General features: G+C 69.3%; 16 protein-coding genes. All 16 read right to left on the reverse strand.

Annotation, left to right across the window (positions count from 1 at the left end):
- Positions 1–15 precede the first annotated feature (15 nt).
- Positions 16–2187: a ClpP-like prohead protease/major capsid protein fusion protein gene (locus tag BMZ47_RS25520; RefSeq protein ID WP_091864946.1), complete on the reverse strand. Its 2172-nt coding sequence runs from the start codon at positions 2185–2187 to the stop codon at positions 16–18.
- Between the two features lie 14 nt (positions 2188–2201).
- Positions 2202–3740 (reverse strand): phage portal protein, encoded by a 1539-nt coding sequence (locus tag BMZ47_RS25525; protein ID WP_091864948.1) that lies wholly within the window; start codon positions 3738–3740, stop codon positions 2202–2204.
- Positions 3741–3744: 4 nt separating this feature from the next.
- The gene (locus tag BMZ47_RS25530) at positions 3745–3963 is read right to left on the reverse strand and encodes a phage head-tail joining protein (RefSeq protein ID WP_091864950.1); all 219 of its coding nucleotides are present in this window, start codon (positions 3961–3963) and stop codon (positions 3745–3747) included.
- Between the two features lie 22 nt (positions 3964–3985).
- The gene (locus BMZ47_RS25535; RefSeq protein ID WP_091864952.1) at positions 3986–4489 is read right to left on the reverse strand and encodes a hypothetical protein; all 504 of its coding nucleotides are present in this window, start codon (positions 4487–4489) and stop codon (positions 3986–3988) included.
- Positions 4490–4491: 2 nt separating this feature from the next.
- Positions 4492–6630, reverse strand: coding sequence for a phage terminase large subunit family protein (locus BMZ47_RS25540; protein ID WP_091864954.1), 2139 nt, complete (start codon positions 6628–6630; stop codon positions 4492–4494).
- The gene (locus BMZ47_RS25545; RefSeq protein ID WP_091864956.1) at positions 6521–7054 is read right to left on the reverse strand and encodes a DUF885 domain-containing protein; all 534 of its coding nucleotides are present in this window, start codon (positions 7052–7054) and stop codon (positions 6521–6523) included. The genes BMZ47_RS25540 and BMZ47_RS25545 overlap by 110 nt, the downstream gene beginning before the upstream one ends.
- Positions 7055–7209: 155 nt before the next feature.
- Positions 7210–7815: a hypothetical protein gene (locus tag BMZ47_RS25550; protein WP_091864958.1), complete on the reverse strand. Its 606-nt coding sequence runs from the start codon at positions 7813–7815 to the stop codon at positions 7210–7212.
- A gap of 109 nt (positions 7816–7924) precedes the next feature.
- Complete coding sequence (nusG, locus tag BMZ47_RS25555; RefSeq protein WP_091864960.1) at positions 7925–8560, reverse strand: transcription termination/antitermination protein NusG; 636 nt, start codon at positions 8558–8560, stop codon at positions 7925–7927.
- A 69-nt stretch (positions 8561–8629) separates the two neighbouring features.
- The gene (locus BMZ47_RS25560; RefSeq protein ID WP_091864962.1) at positions 8630–9661 is read right to left on the reverse strand and encodes a DNA-methyltransferase; all 1032 of its coding nucleotides are present in this window, start codon (positions 9659–9661) and stop codon (positions 8630–8632) included.
- Between the two features lie 368 nt (positions 9662–10029).
- A complete protein-coding gene (locus BMZ47_RS25565; RefSeq protein ID WP_167369109.1) occupies positions 10030–12141 on the reverse strand; it encodes a bifunctional DNA primase/polymerase in 2112 nt (703 codons plus the stop codon).
- A 25-nt stretch (positions 12142–12166) separates the two neighbouring features.
- A complete protein-coding gene (locus BMZ47_RS25570) occupies positions 12167–13195 on the reverse strand; it encodes a DNA polymerase (protein WP_091864966.1) in 1029 nt (342 codons plus the stop codon).
- Positions 13192–13740: a hypothetical protein gene (locus BMZ47_RS25575; protein WP_091864968.1), complete on the reverse strand. Its 549-nt coding sequence runs from the start codon at positions 13738–13740 to the stop codon at positions 13192–13194. The genes BMZ47_RS25570 and BMZ47_RS25575 overlap by 4 nt, the downstream gene beginning before the upstream one ends.
- Positions 13733–14110: a hypothetical protein gene (locus tag BMZ47_RS25580; RefSeq protein WP_091864971.1), complete on the reverse strand. Its 378-nt coding sequence runs from the start codon at positions 14108–14110 to the stop codon at positions 13733–13735. The genes BMZ47_RS25575 and BMZ47_RS25580 overlap by 8 nt, the downstream gene beginning before the upstream one ends.
- Entirely contained in the window at positions 14110–15312 is a 1203-nt protein-coding gene (locus BMZ47_RS25585) for a hypothetical protein (RefSeq protein WP_091864973.1), read from the reverse strand. Before BMZ47_RS25585 ends, BMZ47_RS25580 begins: the two co-directional genes overlap by 1 nt.
- Positions 15309–15548, reverse strand: a complete 240-nt coding sequence (locus BMZ47_RS28270; protein ID WP_139221066.1) for a hypothetical protein — start codon at positions 15546–15548, stop codon at positions 15309–15311. The genes BMZ47_RS25585 and BMZ47_RS28270 overlap by 4 nt, the downstream gene beginning before the upstream one ends.
- Before the next feature lie 3 nt (positions 15549–15551).
- The gene (locus BMZ47_RS25590) at positions 15552–15815 is read right to left on the reverse strand and encodes a hypothetical protein (protein WP_091864975.1); all 264 of its coding nucleotides are present in this window, start codon (positions 15813–15815) and stop codon (positions 15552–15554) included.
- Positions 15816–15817: the final 2 nt, after the last annotated feature.

The following is a 15817-nucleotide window of genomic DNA, read 5'->3' on the forward strand; positions in this document are numbered from 1 at the left end:
CCGGCCGCGCGGCGATCAGGCGCCGACGTTGCGGTAGAGGCCGCGCCAGTGGAGGGCCTTCACGCCCGCGTCGATCCGGACCTTCATCTCGGTCCCATCGACGGTCCAGCCGTCCTTCTGGTCGAGGAAGGGCTCCTCGACGCCGTCGAGGTAGGTCACCTCGATCGTGTCCTGCTGGTTCGGATCGGCGGCCATGTACCAGGCATTGCCGGACAGGCGGCTGTCCGCGATCGGGGTGAACATGTCCCGGATCGGGTTGGCCACCGAGGCGGGGTCGCCCGGGTAGTTCGCCGAGGTGATGGCGACCTTCGTCGGCATCCACAGGGCCGGCGGGGTGAGCACGTACTTCGGCATGACGCCGCCGCCAGTGCCGATTCCGCTGGTGTCGGTCTGCACCTGCATCGCCGCCATGGCGGCCGCGAGGGTGGTGACGCTCGGGGCACCCGCCACGGTGGCGAGGTTGCCGTGCGCCGCGTTGAACAGGGCGACGCCGTCCTGCATCACCGGGTTCACGTTCAGAGTCGCGTAGACGAGGTTGCCGATCGTGCGCTTGGCAGCGCGGCCCATCCGCTCCGGCACCCGCTGGAAGAACTGCAGGTCGTCGTTGATGATGGCCTGGCGGGTGATGGCGAACAGTCGCCCGTAGGTCGCGACCTGCACGACGGTGCCGGTGTCGCCCATGGTGGCGTAGGTGTACTCGGCGCCCTCCTCGACCTTCCCGAGCGACGGGAACAGGCCCATGTCGACGCGGGAGATCGGGCGGAAGTCCGAGGCCGTGCCCTTGCCGGTCCACAGCGGGAAGGTCTCGTCGACCTCTTGGTAGCCCTTCAGCACGGCGCGGTAGGCGACGTTCTGGAGGATGCTCGGGAAGTCCGAGGTCGAGTGGAAGCCCGGGCCGCTGTTGCGGACGGTGAAGGCCCGGCCGACCATGGCCATGCGGTTCTCGCCGCCGGACTTCATGTTGCGGACGGTCAGCGAGGAGCGGGCGAGCTCGGCCAGGGTCAGGCCCACGAACTCGTTGCCGCGGTCCTTGTCCTCGGCGCGGGCGAGGCCGGTGCGGATCATCAGGCCGCGCTCGGCACCCTCGGCCCAGCGGTCCACGGCGTCGGCCTGGACCTCGATGCCGGACGGGCGCTCGCCGCCGGGCGGGTTGTCCTGCCGGGCGTTCTGCGTCTCCGACCAGCGGTCGAGGATCGCGGTGCGGGCCGCCTGCAGGTCGATGCTGTTCTGGATGAGCCCGGTCACGAAGGCGTCGTTCGGGTCGAACTTCGCGGAACGCGCCGCGGCTAGGATGCCGGTGACGCGGCCGCGCTCGGCCTCGGTCGCCTCACGGCGCAGCGCGCCCTGATCGACGGCCGGCGCCGGGGCGGGAGCCGGGGTGTGCGCGGGAACGGCCGGAGCAGCGGAGCCGCCGGCGGGGGTGTATTCAGCCATCGCGGGCTTCTCCTCAGGGGGCGCGGCGGGGGCCGCAGGTTGGGGCTGAGCCGCAGGGGCGGCAGCCGTGACGGTCGAGCCGCGCGCGGCGCGGGCCGACACCGGGGCGTTGAGACGCCCCAGATCCTCTCGGGTGAGCCGCGCGCACGCGGCGATGGCCAAGCCCTGCTCGACCGAATCCGCGAAGCCGCGCTCGACCGCGTCATCCGCCGACATGAAGGTCTCGGCGGTCATCAACGCGTCGATCTCGACCGGGTCGAGCCCGGTGCGCTTGGCGTAGATGTCGACGACGATCGCCTTCAGCCGGTCGATCTCGTCGGCGCGCTGGCGCATGTCATCGGCATCGCCGATGGCCACGTCCCAGGGATTGTGGATCATGATCGTGCCGGTATCGGCGATCGTGATCGTGTCGCCGGCCATCGCGATCACCGAGGCGATCGAGGCGGCCATGGCGTCGATGTGGATGTCGATCGGCTTGCCCGCGTTGCGCAGGGCGTTGAAGATCGACAGGCCCTCCATGACGTTGCCGCCCGGGGAGTTGATGCGCACGCTCAACCGCGGCTGATCGGCGAGCTCGATGATCGAGCCCATGACGTCGAGCGAGCGCACCACTGCACCGATCGGGTCGTAGGGGTCGATGTAGCTGTCGACGACGCCGTAGAGCATCAGCTCGCCGTTCATCACGAGCGAGCGGGTGCCCTGCATGTCGGCGCGCGCGCCGGCGCCCTTCGCGGGCCTGCGTGGCTTGGTCATGCTGTGGTCCGTGTTCAGGGGGCGAGCGCGTCCGGCAGCTTCGCGTTGTCGGACTTCTGCTGGGCGCCGCGCAGGGTGGTGGTCCGCGGATCCGAGTCGAGGACGATGCCGTGGGCGTCGACCAGGGCGTTGTCGGCGATCATGCCGGCCAGCCAGTCGTCCGGATCGATGCCGTTCTTGCGCAGCTCCTCGCTGCGCCAGGTCAGGCCGTTACGAATGGCGGCGCTGGACGCCGCAACCTCGGCAGCCGGATCCAGCATTTCCCACCGCGGCGGGGTCCAGCCGAGGGTGAATGGCTCGCTCGACCCAGTGGCGACGGCGGCCGCCTCCAGGGTCCAGGAGGCGAGCGGGCCCATCATCTGCGGGATGAGCATGTTCCAGCGCCAGTCGTCGACCGACGTGTGAAACTCGATGCGGCCCAGGCGCCCGCTGATGAAGCTGACCTCGCTCAAGTCGACCGTGAGCGACTCGAACGGGATGTTCAGACCGGCCGCGATCTCGTGCAGCGTGGTCGAGTAGTACGGCTGGAAGTCCGCGGTGGTCGGCGGCTGGAAGGCCGTGACGCTCTCGCCCGGCCGCAGCCGCTCGATCATGCCCGGCTCGAAACTCTCGACCGGGTACGGGCTCGCTCCGTCGTTGGCGCTGATCGAGCCGTCCTCGCCGATGGCGGCGCCCGCGTCGAAGTCCTCCTCCGAGGTGATGAACGCCGCGAAGCAGGAGGCGATCTTCTGGCGCATCAGCTGCGCGTCGGTGTAGTCGGCGAAGTCGCGCATCCGCACCATGACGGGGGCGAACCACGAGACGCCGCGAACCTGGCCGGGCCGGTCGACCCGGTAGATGTGGGCGACGAAATCCGCGGAGACCCGACGCCCGCGCGGCAGGCTCACCGCGCCGCCAAACACCGCGCCCGGGTGCTGGTCGTAGAGGTAGTAGGCCACGCGCTTGCCGCGCTGGTCGAACTCGATCCCCTGGATGCAGGTGTTCCCGTTCGGGAGCTCCCCATCGAAATTCGTGTCGAGGAAGTCGGGCTCGAGCACCTGCAGCTGGAACGGCAGGGCGTAGCCATCGGTCGGCCGACGCACCCGCTTCCGGATCAGGCACTCGCCAGCCTCGACGACGGTGGCCATGACCATGGCCTGGATACCGTAGAGGTTGGTCCGCCCGTCCGCGTCGATGTCGGTGGTGTCGAAGTGCAGCTTCAGCAGCTCGGTGATCTGCTGCTTGCGCTCGGGCCGGGCCGCCTTGACCTGCGGCAGGATCCCGGCGCCGACCACGTTGTGCTTGATCGTCGACTTGGCCCGGAACGCGAAGGCGTTGTTGCGGACCATGTCGCGCGCCGCGTCGCGCAGCAGGCGCAGCGCGTAGCGGTTCTCGGAATTGGCGTCGGTCGAGATCCGGCGCCATCCGTTCGCACGGCGACCGAGCGTGGCGGCGTCGTAGAGGTTCCGGGTCGCCGCCATCCGCTGAATGCGCTGGCGGGCGGCGATCCGCTTCTCGGCGCGCTGCGGCGCCACGTAGCCGATGACCCTGTCGATCAGGTTCGTCTGCTGCACGGTGTCAGAACCCGGACCGGAAGCCGGCGACCGTGCGCCGGCCCCGGCTGCTCAGCCCGAGCTGCCGACGCAGATCGTCTCGCACCGAGCGCATCTCAGCGAGCGACCGGAACTCGGTCGACTTGCCCTCATACGATGCGCGCGTGACGCCCGACGCGATCGCAGTCTCGATCGAGGCGAGCCGGGCGTTCAGGATCTGCGTCTGAGCGGCGTCGAGCGCCATGACGTGCCCTCGGGCTCTGCCGTCAGCGGCCGCGGCGCGCGCCGGCGTCCTGGGTCTTCTCCTTGCCGAACGAGCCGGTCAGGCCGTCGGTGCGCGCCGGATCCTCGGCGGCCTGGCGGCCCTGGATCTCGGCACCCTCGCCGGTGAGCCCGGCGACGGTCTGGCGCTCGGCCAGCACCTGCGAGATCGGCAGGCGACCGGCGTCGTGCTCGGGCCGGGAGTTCGGCGGCAGCTCGGTGCCCATTTCGGCGGTGCCGGTGAGGCCCGCCGGGACGACGGTGACGCCTTCCTGGGCGATGCGCACGGCGCTGACGTGGCCGTAGGGATCGTTCACCGCGGCCACCAGCGTGCCGTCGCGCAGGCCTTCCTGAACATCCGCGTCGGAGACGTACTCCAGCGGCAGGCGCAGGTTGGTGCCCGACGAATCCACCGGCGCGCCCGGGTAGCTCCACACGCCGCTCACCTTGATCAGCGAGCCCGCGCCCTTGTCGGCGAGCGCCTGGAAGTCAGCCTTGGACGTGGTCATGGTCATCTCCTTGGTGACAGCCAGCCGGATCGCCGCGGCGCTTGGGCCGGGCGGCGGGTCTGCGGTTGCTCGGGTCGTGTCGGTTCGGGCGCCGCGCGGGCGGCTTCGACCACGTGCGCGGGCGGGACGTAGGCGGGGCGCGGTGCCACAGGTTCATCGGTCGGGGTGCCGACCCCGTATTCCAGGCCGCGCTCGATCCGCTGCGGCAGCGCCTTGCGGACCGCGAGGCAGCCGACGAAGGTGTCGAGTGCCTCGTTGCGCTTGCCCTTGGGGGTGATCCAGACGACCACCTGCTGGCCGAGCCGGCGACGCACCTCGCGGCGCTCCGCGGTCAGCTGCTCGAAGTAGTCGGGCCCGAAGCTGTCGTGCATCGGGAAGTGAATGAGGCCCGGGTGGGGCTTCGGTGCCGAGCCGTCCTCGGGATGAGCGAGCGGCTCGATCTTCAGCCGGGCGTAGATCGCGTCCTTCGCGGCATCCACGCCCATCAGCCAGATCTTGTCGTTGGCCTTAGAGCGCGACGAACGCATCGGCCAGATCGGATACTTCCCGCCCCGCCCGATCGTAGCGAACACGCGCTGGCCGCGGCGGCGGCGGCAGTAGGCGACCGCCTGAGCCGCGTGATTCAGGCCGCCGACGTCCACGCCGAACGCGGCGATGCGGATTTTTCTGCCCTCGGACGTCGTGAACACCCGGGCCCGGAGCGCATCGAGTTCGCGCCAAGCCTGCGGCTCGGCCGGGTCGAGGCTGATCACCTCGTAGAGGAAGGGCCAGGCCTCCTCGTCTTGCCCCCAGCCGACGAGTTGCACCTCGAGGCGATCGCCCTGAACGTCGCAGAAGCCGGTGATGACGCGCACGGCGTCGGGCAGGTCGTCGGGCCCGTAGGGCTCCGCCCGGTTGATCAGGTGCGAGCCATCCATGCCCTCACCGGCCTGGTGCTCCCAGGTTTCGGCGAGGCCGGTGTTCGTCCATTTCCGCAGCGCCTCGGGATCCTTCCGGGCGTTCACGAACTCGCGCACGACGTCGGCGAGGCGGTGACGGGCCGACAGTAGCTTCGAGACGTGGAAGCCGGCGTGCCCGTCGAAAGCCGAGCGCTCGCCACAGTGGCCGCAGCGGGACCGGCCCTCGTCGTCCCAAGTCTCCGGCGTCTGCTCCTCGCCGCAGCAGGTGAACCGCGCCGTCTGGCGCCAGCCGTAGTCTGACCGGTGCTCCAGCGCGCGCAGCGCCTCACGCCGCTCCGTCTCGGTCCAGGGCTCGCCGCACTCCCGGCAGGTGATCACCGCCGTCTCGGCCTTGTGGTAGACCACCTCGGCGTTCGGCGGCGGGTCGAAGGTCTCCGAGCCGTCGGCCAGGACCTTCACCCAGCGGACCTGCGCCCAGGCCAGCGTCTGCTCGTGCTCGCAGTGCGGGCAGGCGACGAAGCACTGGCGCCGATCGCTCTTCTCGTACTCGCCGGTGATCCGGCAGGCGTCCTTCACGGTGGGCGAGCAGACCCGGACGAACTTGTGCCGGCGCACGTCCTTGTAGGTCGAGGCCCGCTCTTCAGCGAGCAGGAGGGGGTCGCCCTCCTTCCCCGCGCTCGCCGGGTACTTGTTGATCTCGTCGCACAGGATCACGCGCTTCGGGCGGGACGCGAGATCGGTCGGCGATTCCGAGCCGACGAAGTCGAGCGAGCCGCCCGGGTAATCCTTGTGGGTGATCGTGTTCTCGGAGCCGCGCGCCTTCGGCGCCTTGATCAACTCCCGCAGCACCGGCGTTTCAGCGACCGTCGGCTGGAAGCGCTCTTTCGAGAAGCTCTCAGCAGCCTTCTGCGACGGCTGCACGAACAGGATCGGCGATGGGTCGAGGTGGATGAAATAGAAGGCCGTGTTCATCAGGAGCTCGGACTTGAGCACCTGCGTGGCGGCCACCACCGTCACGATGAACACGCTCGGATCGGTCACGGCCCGCATCGGGCCCAGCGCCGCCGGCTGCAGCGCAGTGCGCCACCGGCCGGGGGTTGCGGAATTCTTCGGTGAGACGCGCCGGTAGGTGTCAGCCCACTCGACCAGGTCGAGCCGGGGCGGCGGCCTCAAACTCGTCCTCGCCTTCCTCAGCCTCGCCGCCAGGCTGATGGATCCGCTCTGCGATGTCGCCTGGGTCATGCAACTCTTCCAGGGCGTCGCGGATCTCGGCCTCGATGCGCGCGACCTGCTCCGGCGTCAGGTCCGCACCGAGCTTGCCGGAGATGCCGAGCAGGCGCTCGCGCACCACGGCGTACTCGCGCTCGACCTGCTTCCCGATCTCCTCGATCGCCACGAGCTCGCCGCGCGTCACCGCGTTCTGGAGCGCGGTGCGATCCGCCAGTTCCTTGTCCTTGCGGGCCTTCTCGAACTCGCCGTCCAGCGCGCCGGGCTTCTTCTCGCGGCCGGATGCGGCGGCTCGGAGCTGCCGGATCACTTCCTCGCGGACGATCTCCAGGTCGTACTCGCCGGCCGGTTGCCGCTCGACGACGCCGCGGTCGAGCAGTTCGTAGAAATTGCGCTCTGCAAGGAACACATGGGCCGCCGCTTGGCCTACCGTCGCCATGCTGCTGACGCCCCCTTACGCTGTTTCATCGCTGGGAAAGGCCTCAGCCTCGCGCGTTACCTCCGGGCCCTACCCCCTCTGGAAGGACCCAGGGATTTGGTGGGGCTCGGGGTGAGCGGAGGGGCCCTAGGAGGTCCGTCGCCTCGTCACCCGTCCTACCGCCGCCTCGAAGCCATCGCGGCCTTGATGCGCCCCGGGAACGCACGCGCCACTTCGCGCCGCATGACCATGTCGAAGTCCGCATGGAACGGCACGACACCTTTGATCGGGGCGCTGGCCTTCAGCGTGTAGAGCAGCTTTAGCTTCCGGTTCTTCTTGCCACCCGTGACCTGGTAGATCACGTCGCCCTTGCGGAAGGTGTTGGGCGCGGTGCCGGGCCTCAGGCTCTTCGGGACGCCGCGGCCTGAGCGGCGGGCCAGCACCTTGCGATCGGGGATGGCGATCTTCGACTTGTTCGGCCGCTTGGTGCCGCCGGTCTCGTGCAGCTTCAGGTGCGCCCGGTTGCCGGCTCGCGTGCCCTCGTTGGTCACGGCGCCGGCGAGCTTGCCTTTACTGGCCCGCTCTACCCTCAGGGCGTTGCGAATGAAGTTACTGTCCCGGACCGTAACGTGGGCCGGCCACGTGTGGGTGATGAGGTGGTCACGGGCGGCGAACAGGCCGTCGTTCAAGGACTGGCTCAGCGCGAACGGGATCTGATCCTGTAGCGCGCCGATGCTGGACGCCGCCTGTTCGAAGCCGCTCATGTCGAACTGGACGGGCATTCAGGCACAAGCCTCCATCGCAGAGAATCGGGGGTCTCCCGTTCTCCGACCGGGGTTCAACCACATTGCCCTGAGGCCAGGTCGAACGCGGGTCAGGCGACGTCGGCTGTCAGGCCGCGTCCAGTTGCGTCCGGTCCAGCCGCATCGACGACTGGCGACCGAAGATCGAAACGTCCACCTCGACACGCCCCTTCGGTAAGAGCTTGCGGACGGTGGCGGTGAAGCTAGCGAAGGGGCCTTCACAGACCCGCGCCTGGTCGCCGACCTTCAGGCCGACGGACTCGGTGACGTTGGCGCGGCCGAGCATGGTGGCGAATGCGCCAACTTCCTCGGCCGCGACTTCGATGGGGCGGTGAACGACGCCGGGAATGTTGCCGGCGGCGCTGGCGTCGAAGGCCGGCGCGGACACCACCTCGGACACGCCGGGATAGGTGAGGACCTGCCCGAGCTGCGAGCGCTCGGGTAGCCCAACGAAGATGGTGCGCGGCAAGATGGGGGTGGAGCGGATGACGCGACGATTGCGCCTGATGACGATCTCGGAGTGACGAAAGCGGACTGTGGCGACGCCCATCTTCTTCATCGCTTCGCACGTCTGATCGCCCCAGCGGGGCATCGTGCGAACGATGTGCCATGTCCGACCCTCGCTGAAGAGCGGGTCCAGGGCGAGCACTTCGGACGCGGCATCGCGGACGGCCTTGGCGCGCCGCTTCTCCCGCTCCCGCTGCTTCCGACCTGGACGTGCCATCTACGCGTTCGTCACTCGACCTGCGAAGCCTCGAAATAACACCGTGGTTTGAAAATCGCAACACCCTGCTCACGCCCAATCCGGACGGGCAGCCTCACACAGCGCGGCGAGCCGGTTCTCAATGTCCCGCTGGTACGCGGCCTCGCGCTCGACTAGGACACAGCGCCTCCCCTCGAGGTAGGCCGCGGTGCCGGTGGTGCCCGAGCCCGCGAACGGGTCCAGCACGAGGCCGCCCGGCGGCGTCACGAGGCGCACCAGCCAGCGCATGAGGCTGACCGGCTTGACCGTCGGGTGTTCGGACCCGGCGCGGTCCCAGGCGCCGGCCTTGGCCGCGTAGAAAAACCGGCTCTCCCGGCCAGGGAACGCGGCCAGCACCTCGTCGGAGCCGTCGTGCAGAACGTTGGCGGGCCAGCGGGTCGCGGCTTGGGCACCCGTTCGATTCGAGCCGTTAAGCCCATCCCCGAATGTGTTCTTCGACTTCTCGTTCCGTTTGCGGAACATCGGCACGCCGTCGGGCGCCGCGATCCGACACGTCTCGACCGAGAGCCCGCCCGTGCCCCAGGTCAGCACGTTCCCGGCCACGGTGCCCTCGACCGCCTTGCGGGCCAACACGATCGGCTCCCAGGCGGGCTTGAGCGCGGTGCCGAGCCCCTCTCCGACGCGATGCGATTTCACGAAGCCCGAGCCGTAGAGCCATCCGAGCTGATCGCGGATCTCGAAGCCCGCGTCCTCGATGGCAACGGCGAGGCGGTGGTAGGTCCGGGTGCCGGCGAAGGCGACGACGTGGCCGCCGGGCTTCAGCACCCGCAGCACGTCCGCCCAGAACGCGGCAGCGAAGGCGGTCTCGCCGGTGTCCCAGGTCTGCCCCATGAACCCGCGGGCTGCCCGAGCATAGGCGCCGTCCGACCCGAAACCGGCCGGAGCGGCGCCCTCCTTCCCGAACCGCTTGGCGATCGACACCAGCGCATAGGGCGGATCGGTCACCACGCTGTCGACCGAGTTGTCCGGCATCGCCCGCAGCACCTTACGGCAGTCCCCCGGCTCCAGGCGGACGCGGTCGGCCACGTACCCGTGGAAGGTGAGATCGACGGCCTTGGGCATCAGACGCTCCGAGCCGCGGGGTGCACGTCCCGGACACGACGCCCGGGGCGGCGATGCTCGGGGCATCGGCGGACCATCATGACCGACGGCGACGACGAGGGGGTCTTAGTCGTGAAGGGTTCGCCGCAACGCGCGCAGCAGGACCGCCAAACGATCAGGTTCACCGTCGACCCATCCCAGCGGTCGTAGGGCTCGATCCCAATCCGCTCATATCGCTGCCCTTTAAAATTTAAGACCGACGCTTCGATTTTCACAACGCCCTCCGCTGCCGCAGTCAGCTTTTTGCCCTACTCATTCCCGCCCTAGCCGCAGCCGCAGTCGTTGTTTCTTTATACAACGACTGCGGCACTGCGGCAGCCGCAGTCGCCTCAGTCTGCCGCAGTCGCGACTGCGGCAACTGCGGCACCCTCTTCTGTTGAGATAATCGAAACAACTTCGACGTAAGCCTTGGGCATCCGCTTGCCGTCTTGGGCCGTGACGACCCGCAGAATCCCGCTCGCGAGCCAGGATTTCACCATCTCGATCAGCTGCGGCCGGTGCTCCGGATCGTCCGCATCGAGCTCCAGCACGTCGGCCACGGCCCGCCCGACCCAGTCGTCCGCGCGCGGATCCTTGCGCCAGCGCCCGGCGCGGATGCGCTCACAAATGGCCTCCAGATGCGCCTCGGGGACGGCGTCCGCCGGGCTGCTCCACCGCCACGCCGTGACCACGGCCACGGAATCCCCATCCGGATCGAGGGCTTCCTGCCCATTCCCGAGCGCGACCGCGTGCAGGAGGTGCCAGTCGGCCATCACGGACGGCGCCGCGAGATTGGCCTTGCCGTTGTCGACCCGAAAATAGGACCGCGGGTGGGTCACCCCGGCGCGCTTCGCCTCCTCGTCGGTCATCCGGTTCAGCACCCTGGCCGATCTCGTCGCAGAGATGAGGGCAGAGGCGCCGCGGGTGTCCTCGACGGTCACCTCCTCGCCACCGGTCTTCCGGGAATGGTGGACCAGATCGATCGCAGTGTGGGTCCGGTCGGCGATCCGGGCCCAGGTCTTCACCACGGCGTCGATCGCCATGTTGTCGTTCTCGCTGACCCGGTGCGACGACACGAAGGGGTCGATCATCACCACGTCGATCGCGTTGGCCGTGATGGTCCCCACGAGCGCCTCGGTGACCGGCGCGGCGACCTTGGTGCCGTCCCGGGTGGTCTGGGCGATCACGAGCTCCAGGTCGCGTCCGCTGTCCACGAACAGCCAGCCGTCGATCTCCTCCGCCGTGATCCCGTAGTGCAGGCAGGCCGCGGTGATCCGGCGTTCGAGCTCCTCGAGCGGGTCCTCGCCGTTCCACAGCCACACCCGGCAGCGCTTGGGCGGCGTGATACCGAGCAGCGGCCTGCCGGTCGCAAGGGCGAGCGCCTCGACGATGCCGAGCGACGACTTGCCGACGCCGCCGGGCGCCACGGTGGCCGAGACATACCGTCGGATGTAGTGCCGGCCGTAGACGAACTGCCGGACCGGGATCGCACTCACGTCGCGCAACCGGAACGGGGTCGCCCGGATGCTGATCGGTGGCGGCGTGCCCTCGATCGGAATCTCGGCCTCTTCCTCGGTGACCGGCTCGAAATCGACCGTCGGGTTGTCCGCGCCGACCGGCTTCTTCCCATACTGGTAGGCGTGCTGCACCGAGGCGGCGAGGTCCTCGAACTCCATGGGCGGCGAGCAATGGTCGTCGTTCCAGTGCTCACCCATCATGTCGAGGCAGGCGAGCTCCGAGATGCCCCAGTCCTTGAGCTGCGCGGCCACCCGGTAGGCGGTCGAGCCACGGCGGCCCTGCTCTGCCGTCGGCGCGGCGTTGCCCTGTAGCCACCGGGTTCCGCGGTCCAGGGCCGGTTGCATGTCGAGCAGGCAGACGACGTTGCCCTCGGTGCGGGTGCGCGGCGCTGGCCGGCCGATGGCGTCCACGAGCCACCGGGGCGCCTCGCGCATCGTGCCGCCGCGGGACCGATACGGCACGCCGTTGACCATCCCGCCCGGGGCGACGACGTAGCCGCCCTCCCCGCGGGTATCGAGCCCGGGTCCCAGCTTCGAGGCCGAGGTCGCCACGGGCTCCTCGGTGATGAAGTAGAAGTGCTCGCCGCCGGACGGAGTGTCGACCGCATAGGTGTCGAGCCACCCGGGCGTGCCGTGCATCATGTCCAGGTCCCACAGGCTTTCCTTGCCCCGGGCACCGGCCTTCACGTCCACGTCGCACACCACCAGCCAGCCCGTGTCGCCGAAGCGGCCGGTCCGGATTCCGACGTTCAGGTCCCGGACCCGCTCGCCGCCCAGCACCGGGTCGCTCTCGGTCCACCACGCGCGGATCTGCGCCGGGTCGCGGGTCGCGCGGTTCTGCCAGCCCTTGATGGCCGGGATCTTCCCGTCCGTCACGACGGGGAAGACGAAGAACCCCCGCGCGGCGAGCGCGAGGGCCTGATCGAGGAACGTGTGTTCCGACATGGGGGCTGCGCTCATAGCTGGGGTGTCACTTCCGGTATCGTTTTCCCCGCCAGCCCTCGGCGGTGATGGGGAATCCCGCGGCCCAGGCCGGCGCCTCGGCCACCAGGGCGTCGAACTCGGCAAGGTCGCCGTAGCCCTCCGGCACCTCGCTCACGACCTCGTCGTGCACGTGCATGATGATCGGGTAGCCCCCCGCCTCCAGGCGCACGATGGCGCCGGCGAGCAGATCGCGGCACACCGCCTGGGTGATGTTCTCGACCAGCGAGCCGCCGTAGGTCGGCCCCTCGGTCCAGGCCTTAGTCAGCCCGTCCACGTACTTGTAGTGGAGCGCCGGCTGCGGCTCGCCGTTCTGCTTCCACCCGCGGGACAGCCAGCGGCCGAGGTCGCGGTCCGGCACGCGGCGCTGCTCCACGAGCGGCTCGCCGCCGGCCGGGTCTTCCGTCGCTCGCCGGATCCAGATGTACGGCACCAGCTTTGGGTACGGGTAGGACAGCGCGCGGCCGCTCGGCAGCCGGCAGAACAGGAAGGAGCCGCGCACGAGGTACTTCACCTCGCGTCCCGGCGGCCCGGCCGTGAAGACCTGGCCCTTGTTGGTGACGGCGCTGATCGCCGCCTCCTCGGCCTCATACCAGTAGCTGACGATCGCCGGGTTCGCGGCGCGCCAGGCGCTGACGATCTCCTTGACCTTGGCGTCGGGCACCTTGACCCCGTAGCCCCGGGCCATGGCCTGGAAGGCGCCGACGCTGCCCTGGTAGCCGCAGGCGAGCACGACGACCTTGCCGATCTGGCGCTCGTCCGGGTCCTTCTTCTTCGAGATCGGCCGGCCGTACACGTCGCTCGCGGCGTGGCAGTAGATGTCTGCCCCGGTGCGGAACACGTCCAGGACGCGCTCCTCGCCCGCGAGCCACGCGATGCCGCGCGCCTCAATGGCCGAGAAGTCGGCCACCAGCAGGTCATGCTCGGGGGCGGCCACGATGCAGCCGCGCAGGCAGTTGCTGATCACGTCGAGCGGGGGCCCGTACAGCAGGTCGATGGTGTCGACGAGGGCGGTCACCGGGCAGCTCCCTTTGCGGTCCCGCCCGCGTCCTTGGGATCGGGTGTGAGGGCGCGGATCGCTGCGGGGAGATCCCGGATGCCTGGGCCGTCGTATCGCGTCATGTTCGGGCCAGCGCGAACCCAGCCATCCTCAATCAGACGAGCACAGGCTTCCCGCATCGCGTCCCGCTCTCCCCGTGCCTTGCGGAGGTCGGCGGCGAGCCGATCCTTCTCCGCCTCGGCCTTCAGCGCCCGCTCCCGCCAGCCCTCGACGGCCCCGGCCATCTCGGATGCCCGAAGCCGGCCTTCAGCCTCGCCCTTGGCCTGGGCGAGGTCGCTGATCTGGACGACAGCCGCAGCAAGGCTGGCGGCGTAGCTGTCGCGCTCGGCGCGGAGGGTGCGCGCCTCCTCCCAGAGGTCGCCAGCCATGACAGTGACAGCGCGGCCGGCGGCCGGCTCTCCGGACAAGATCTTCACGCCAGTCGAGTCGCCTTCGTAGACGACCGTGTAGCGCTCCCGCGCCGCGTCTTCCTGCTCGGCCTGCGTGGTGGGGGCGTCAGACATCGGAGGCCTCCGAAACGTCACCGAGGGCGCTGTTCAGAGCATGCTCAAGGGACACGCACCGCGTCACGTCCGCGTGGTTCACGAAGCTGAACTCGTCGCAGCCGACCGCGTAGACTGGGGTCCCGACTGCAAGAGCCGCCCCGACCTCAACGAAGGCCCCTTTCAGGACCTCGCCCGGCTCGCGATAGACGATGACGCAATCGGCGCCGGCAGCCTCGTCCACGCAGCGTCGCCACAGGTCCTTCAGGCATTGGCTCTCGCCCGCGCCAGCTTCGTCGATCCAGGTGGAAATGATCGGCAGCCCGTCCGCCCGCATTTGCCGCCAGCGGGGCGCGTGGGCTGTTTTGCTGGCCATATAGATGCCGCGCATCACCGCACCTCCCCGTCCTGGTCCGTGGCGCTTAGGGTGGCGAGGGCGGCTTCGATGCGGTCGGCTTCGACCGGTCTACCGAGGTCTCTGAGCGCTCGCGCGAACTCCTCAGCAGTGGCCCAACGGGGGATCCCCTCCAGTACCGCGAGAGCTTCTTTGCGAGGATCGGGGGTGGGCGCCTGCTGTTGCGCCGGATGCTTGCCGGCGAGGCAGAGGTCGTTCAGATAGCCTCCAACGAACATCTCGGGTTGGTCCGCCCCCGTCCCGTCATCTCGGGCCGTGGCGAGCGACCGCAATTCAGCGTCCACGATACGCTGCACGTCGGCGTAGCGATCATCCATCGCATCTGCCGTATCGGCACACGCCCATGTGAGCGCGCCAACCTTCGCAGCGACCGACGAAGCGAAGTCGTAGACGCCATTTCCCCAAGGAGATGCAGTCTTCGGTGCCGTCTCGCCCTGGCTGAGCGGCAAGGCGACCTGAAAGCCGCTTTCGTAGGTGACATGGACGCCGCCTAGGCTGCCGGGCTCCCAGGGGATCAGCCGGACGCTGGCGATGTGGTCTCGGGTGCCCTCCCTGAGCGGGGACGAGGACCCTTGCTGGGCGGGAGGGGGCGTCCGCTGCGCCCCGCAGATGTCGCACGTCTCTCCGGGCTGGATACGGCACTCGCCGCACGGCTCCTTGCCGGGCTTCCGAGTGATTTCGACGAGCGGGTCACGTATGCCGGGCCCGCCATACGGCTGGGCGGGAGGCGGCGGAGCGGATAGAAGGCTGCGAGCCAACGCTCCGGCGGCATGGGCCTCCTCATAAGCGCCATCCCACTGTGACTTCTGATATCCGTTGAAGCCGTCGTGGAAGCCTGCTCGGCGGGTCTCGTTGTGCATCGCACACACGGCGCCATCTAAAGCTGTTCGCCAGCCCTCTCCCGCTCCCCCGGCGGCATCTGCGCGGGCCATGTCCCGGGCGATGGCATCCGCCTTGGCGATGGCCGCCTTCATCGCGTTGAAGGCGTGCACCTCGTGATCGGGGTCGGTCGGATCGTAGCCCGCCATGGCTTCGTCGTAGACGGCTTGGGCGGCGGATATGCGCTCGGAAGCGGCGAGTTCGCGGGCTTCGTCGGCGCGCACGCCAGCATGAAGCTGTTCGATCTCGGATCGGAAGGGATGCTGGTCGGCAGCACCCTGATACGGCACGTGCGTCATGACCGGTTCTCCAAGGCTGCGTCGATGATCGGGAGGACGGCGCGCGCGTCGTTGCGCAGCGGCTCGTGATGGATCGGCCAGCGGGCGAAGATCCCGCGCCAGCCGGTCGTGTGTTCCAGGGCCATGTTGCCGAGGATCGACCGCGCCCATTCCAGAGACGCCCGTAGCCGCTCGCACTCCTCGCGCTTGGCCTCTAAGCGGGCGGCTAGGTCCGTGGTGGGTGGGGTGATGGACATGGCTCAGACCTCCGAAGGCGGGTTGCCGACCGTGAGCGCCACGGCCGGGTGGGAGGTGCCGAGCACCACGAGGTAGATCGGGGCGCCTGCCGCGATGAGGGCGATGTCCTCCGGCGTCGGCAGCCAAGCCGAGACCATCTGGTTCACGCCCGGGCTGTGTGGCTCGTCGCGGATCGGCAGGCCGCCGCAGATGCCGTCCTTGGCCGGATCCCAGCCCTTTGGCGCGCCGAGGTTGCGGGTCGCGCCCGTCACACGTCCGATGTGCATGG

The organism is Methylobacterium brachiatum, assembly GCF_900113845.1.
Lineage (GTDB): Bacteria > Pseudomonadota > Alphaproteobacteria > Rhizobiales > Beijerinckiaceae > Methylobacterium > Methylobacterium brachiatum.

What these genes read in the sequence shown, in the direction of transcription:
- nusG (WP_091864960.1), bottom strand. Translation starts at nt 8,560, where the DNA reads ATGGCACGTCCAGGTCGGAAGCAGCGGGAGCGGGAGAAGCGGCGCGCC.
- BMZ47_RS25545 (WP_091864956.1), bottom strand. Translation starts at nt 7,054, where the DNA reads ATGGCGACGGTAGGCCAAGCGGCGGCCCATGTGTTCCTTGCAGAGCGC.
- BMZ47_RS25530 (WP_091864950.1), bottom strand. Translation starts at nt 3,963, where the DNA reads ATGGCGCTCGACGCCGCTCAGACGCAGATCCTGAACGCCCGGCTCGCC.
- BMZ47_RS25540 (WP_091864954.1), bottom strand. Translation starts at nt 6,630, where the DNA reads ATGACCCAGGCGACATCGCAGAGCGGATCCATCAGCCTGGCGGCGAGG.
- BMZ47_RS25560 (WP_091864962.1), bottom strand. Translation starts at nt 9,661, where the DNA reads ATGCCCAAGGCCGTCGATCTCACCTTCCACGGGTACGTGGCCGACCGC.
- BMZ47_RS25580 (WP_091864971.1), bottom strand. Translation starts at nt 14,110, where the DNA reads ATGCGCGGCATCTATATGGCCAGCAAAACAGCCCACGCGCCCCGCTGG.
- BMZ47_RS25535 (WP_091864952.1), bottom strand. Translation starts at nt 4,489, where the DNA reads ATGACCACGTCCAAGGCTGACTTCCAGGCGCTCGCCGACAAGGGCGCG.
- BMZ47_RS25550 (WP_091864958.1), bottom strand. Translation starts at nt 7,815, where the DNA reads ATGCCCGTCCAGTTCGACATGAGCGGCTTCGAACAGGCGGCGTCCAGC.
- BMZ47_RS25520 (WP_091864946.1), bottom strand. Translation starts at nt 2,187, where the DNA reads ATGACCAAGCCACGCAGGCCCGCGAAGGGCGCCGGCGCGCGCGCCGAC.
- BMZ47_RS25585 (WP_091864973.1), bottom strand. Translation starts at nt 15,312, where the DNA reads ATGACGCACGTGCCGTATCAGGGTGCTGCCGACCAGCATCCCTTCCGA.
- BMZ47_RS25590 (WP_091864975.1), bottom strand. Translation starts at nt 15,815, where the DNA reads ATGCACATCGGACGTGTGACGGGCGCGACCCGCAACCTCGGCGCGCCA.
- BMZ47_RS25565 (WP_167369109.1), bottom strand. Translation starts at nt 12,141, where the DNA reads ATGTCGGAACACACGTTCCTCGATCAGGCCCTCGCGCTCGCCGCGCGG.
- BMZ47_RS25575 (WP_091864968.1), bottom strand. Translation starts at nt 13,740, where the DNA reads ATGTCTGACGCCCCCACCACGCAGGCCGAGCAGGAAGACGCGGCGCGG.
- BMZ47_RS28270 (WP_139221066.1), bottom strand. Translation starts at nt 15,548, where the DNA reads ATGTCCATCACCCCACCCACCACGGACCTAGCCGCCCGCTTAGAGGCC.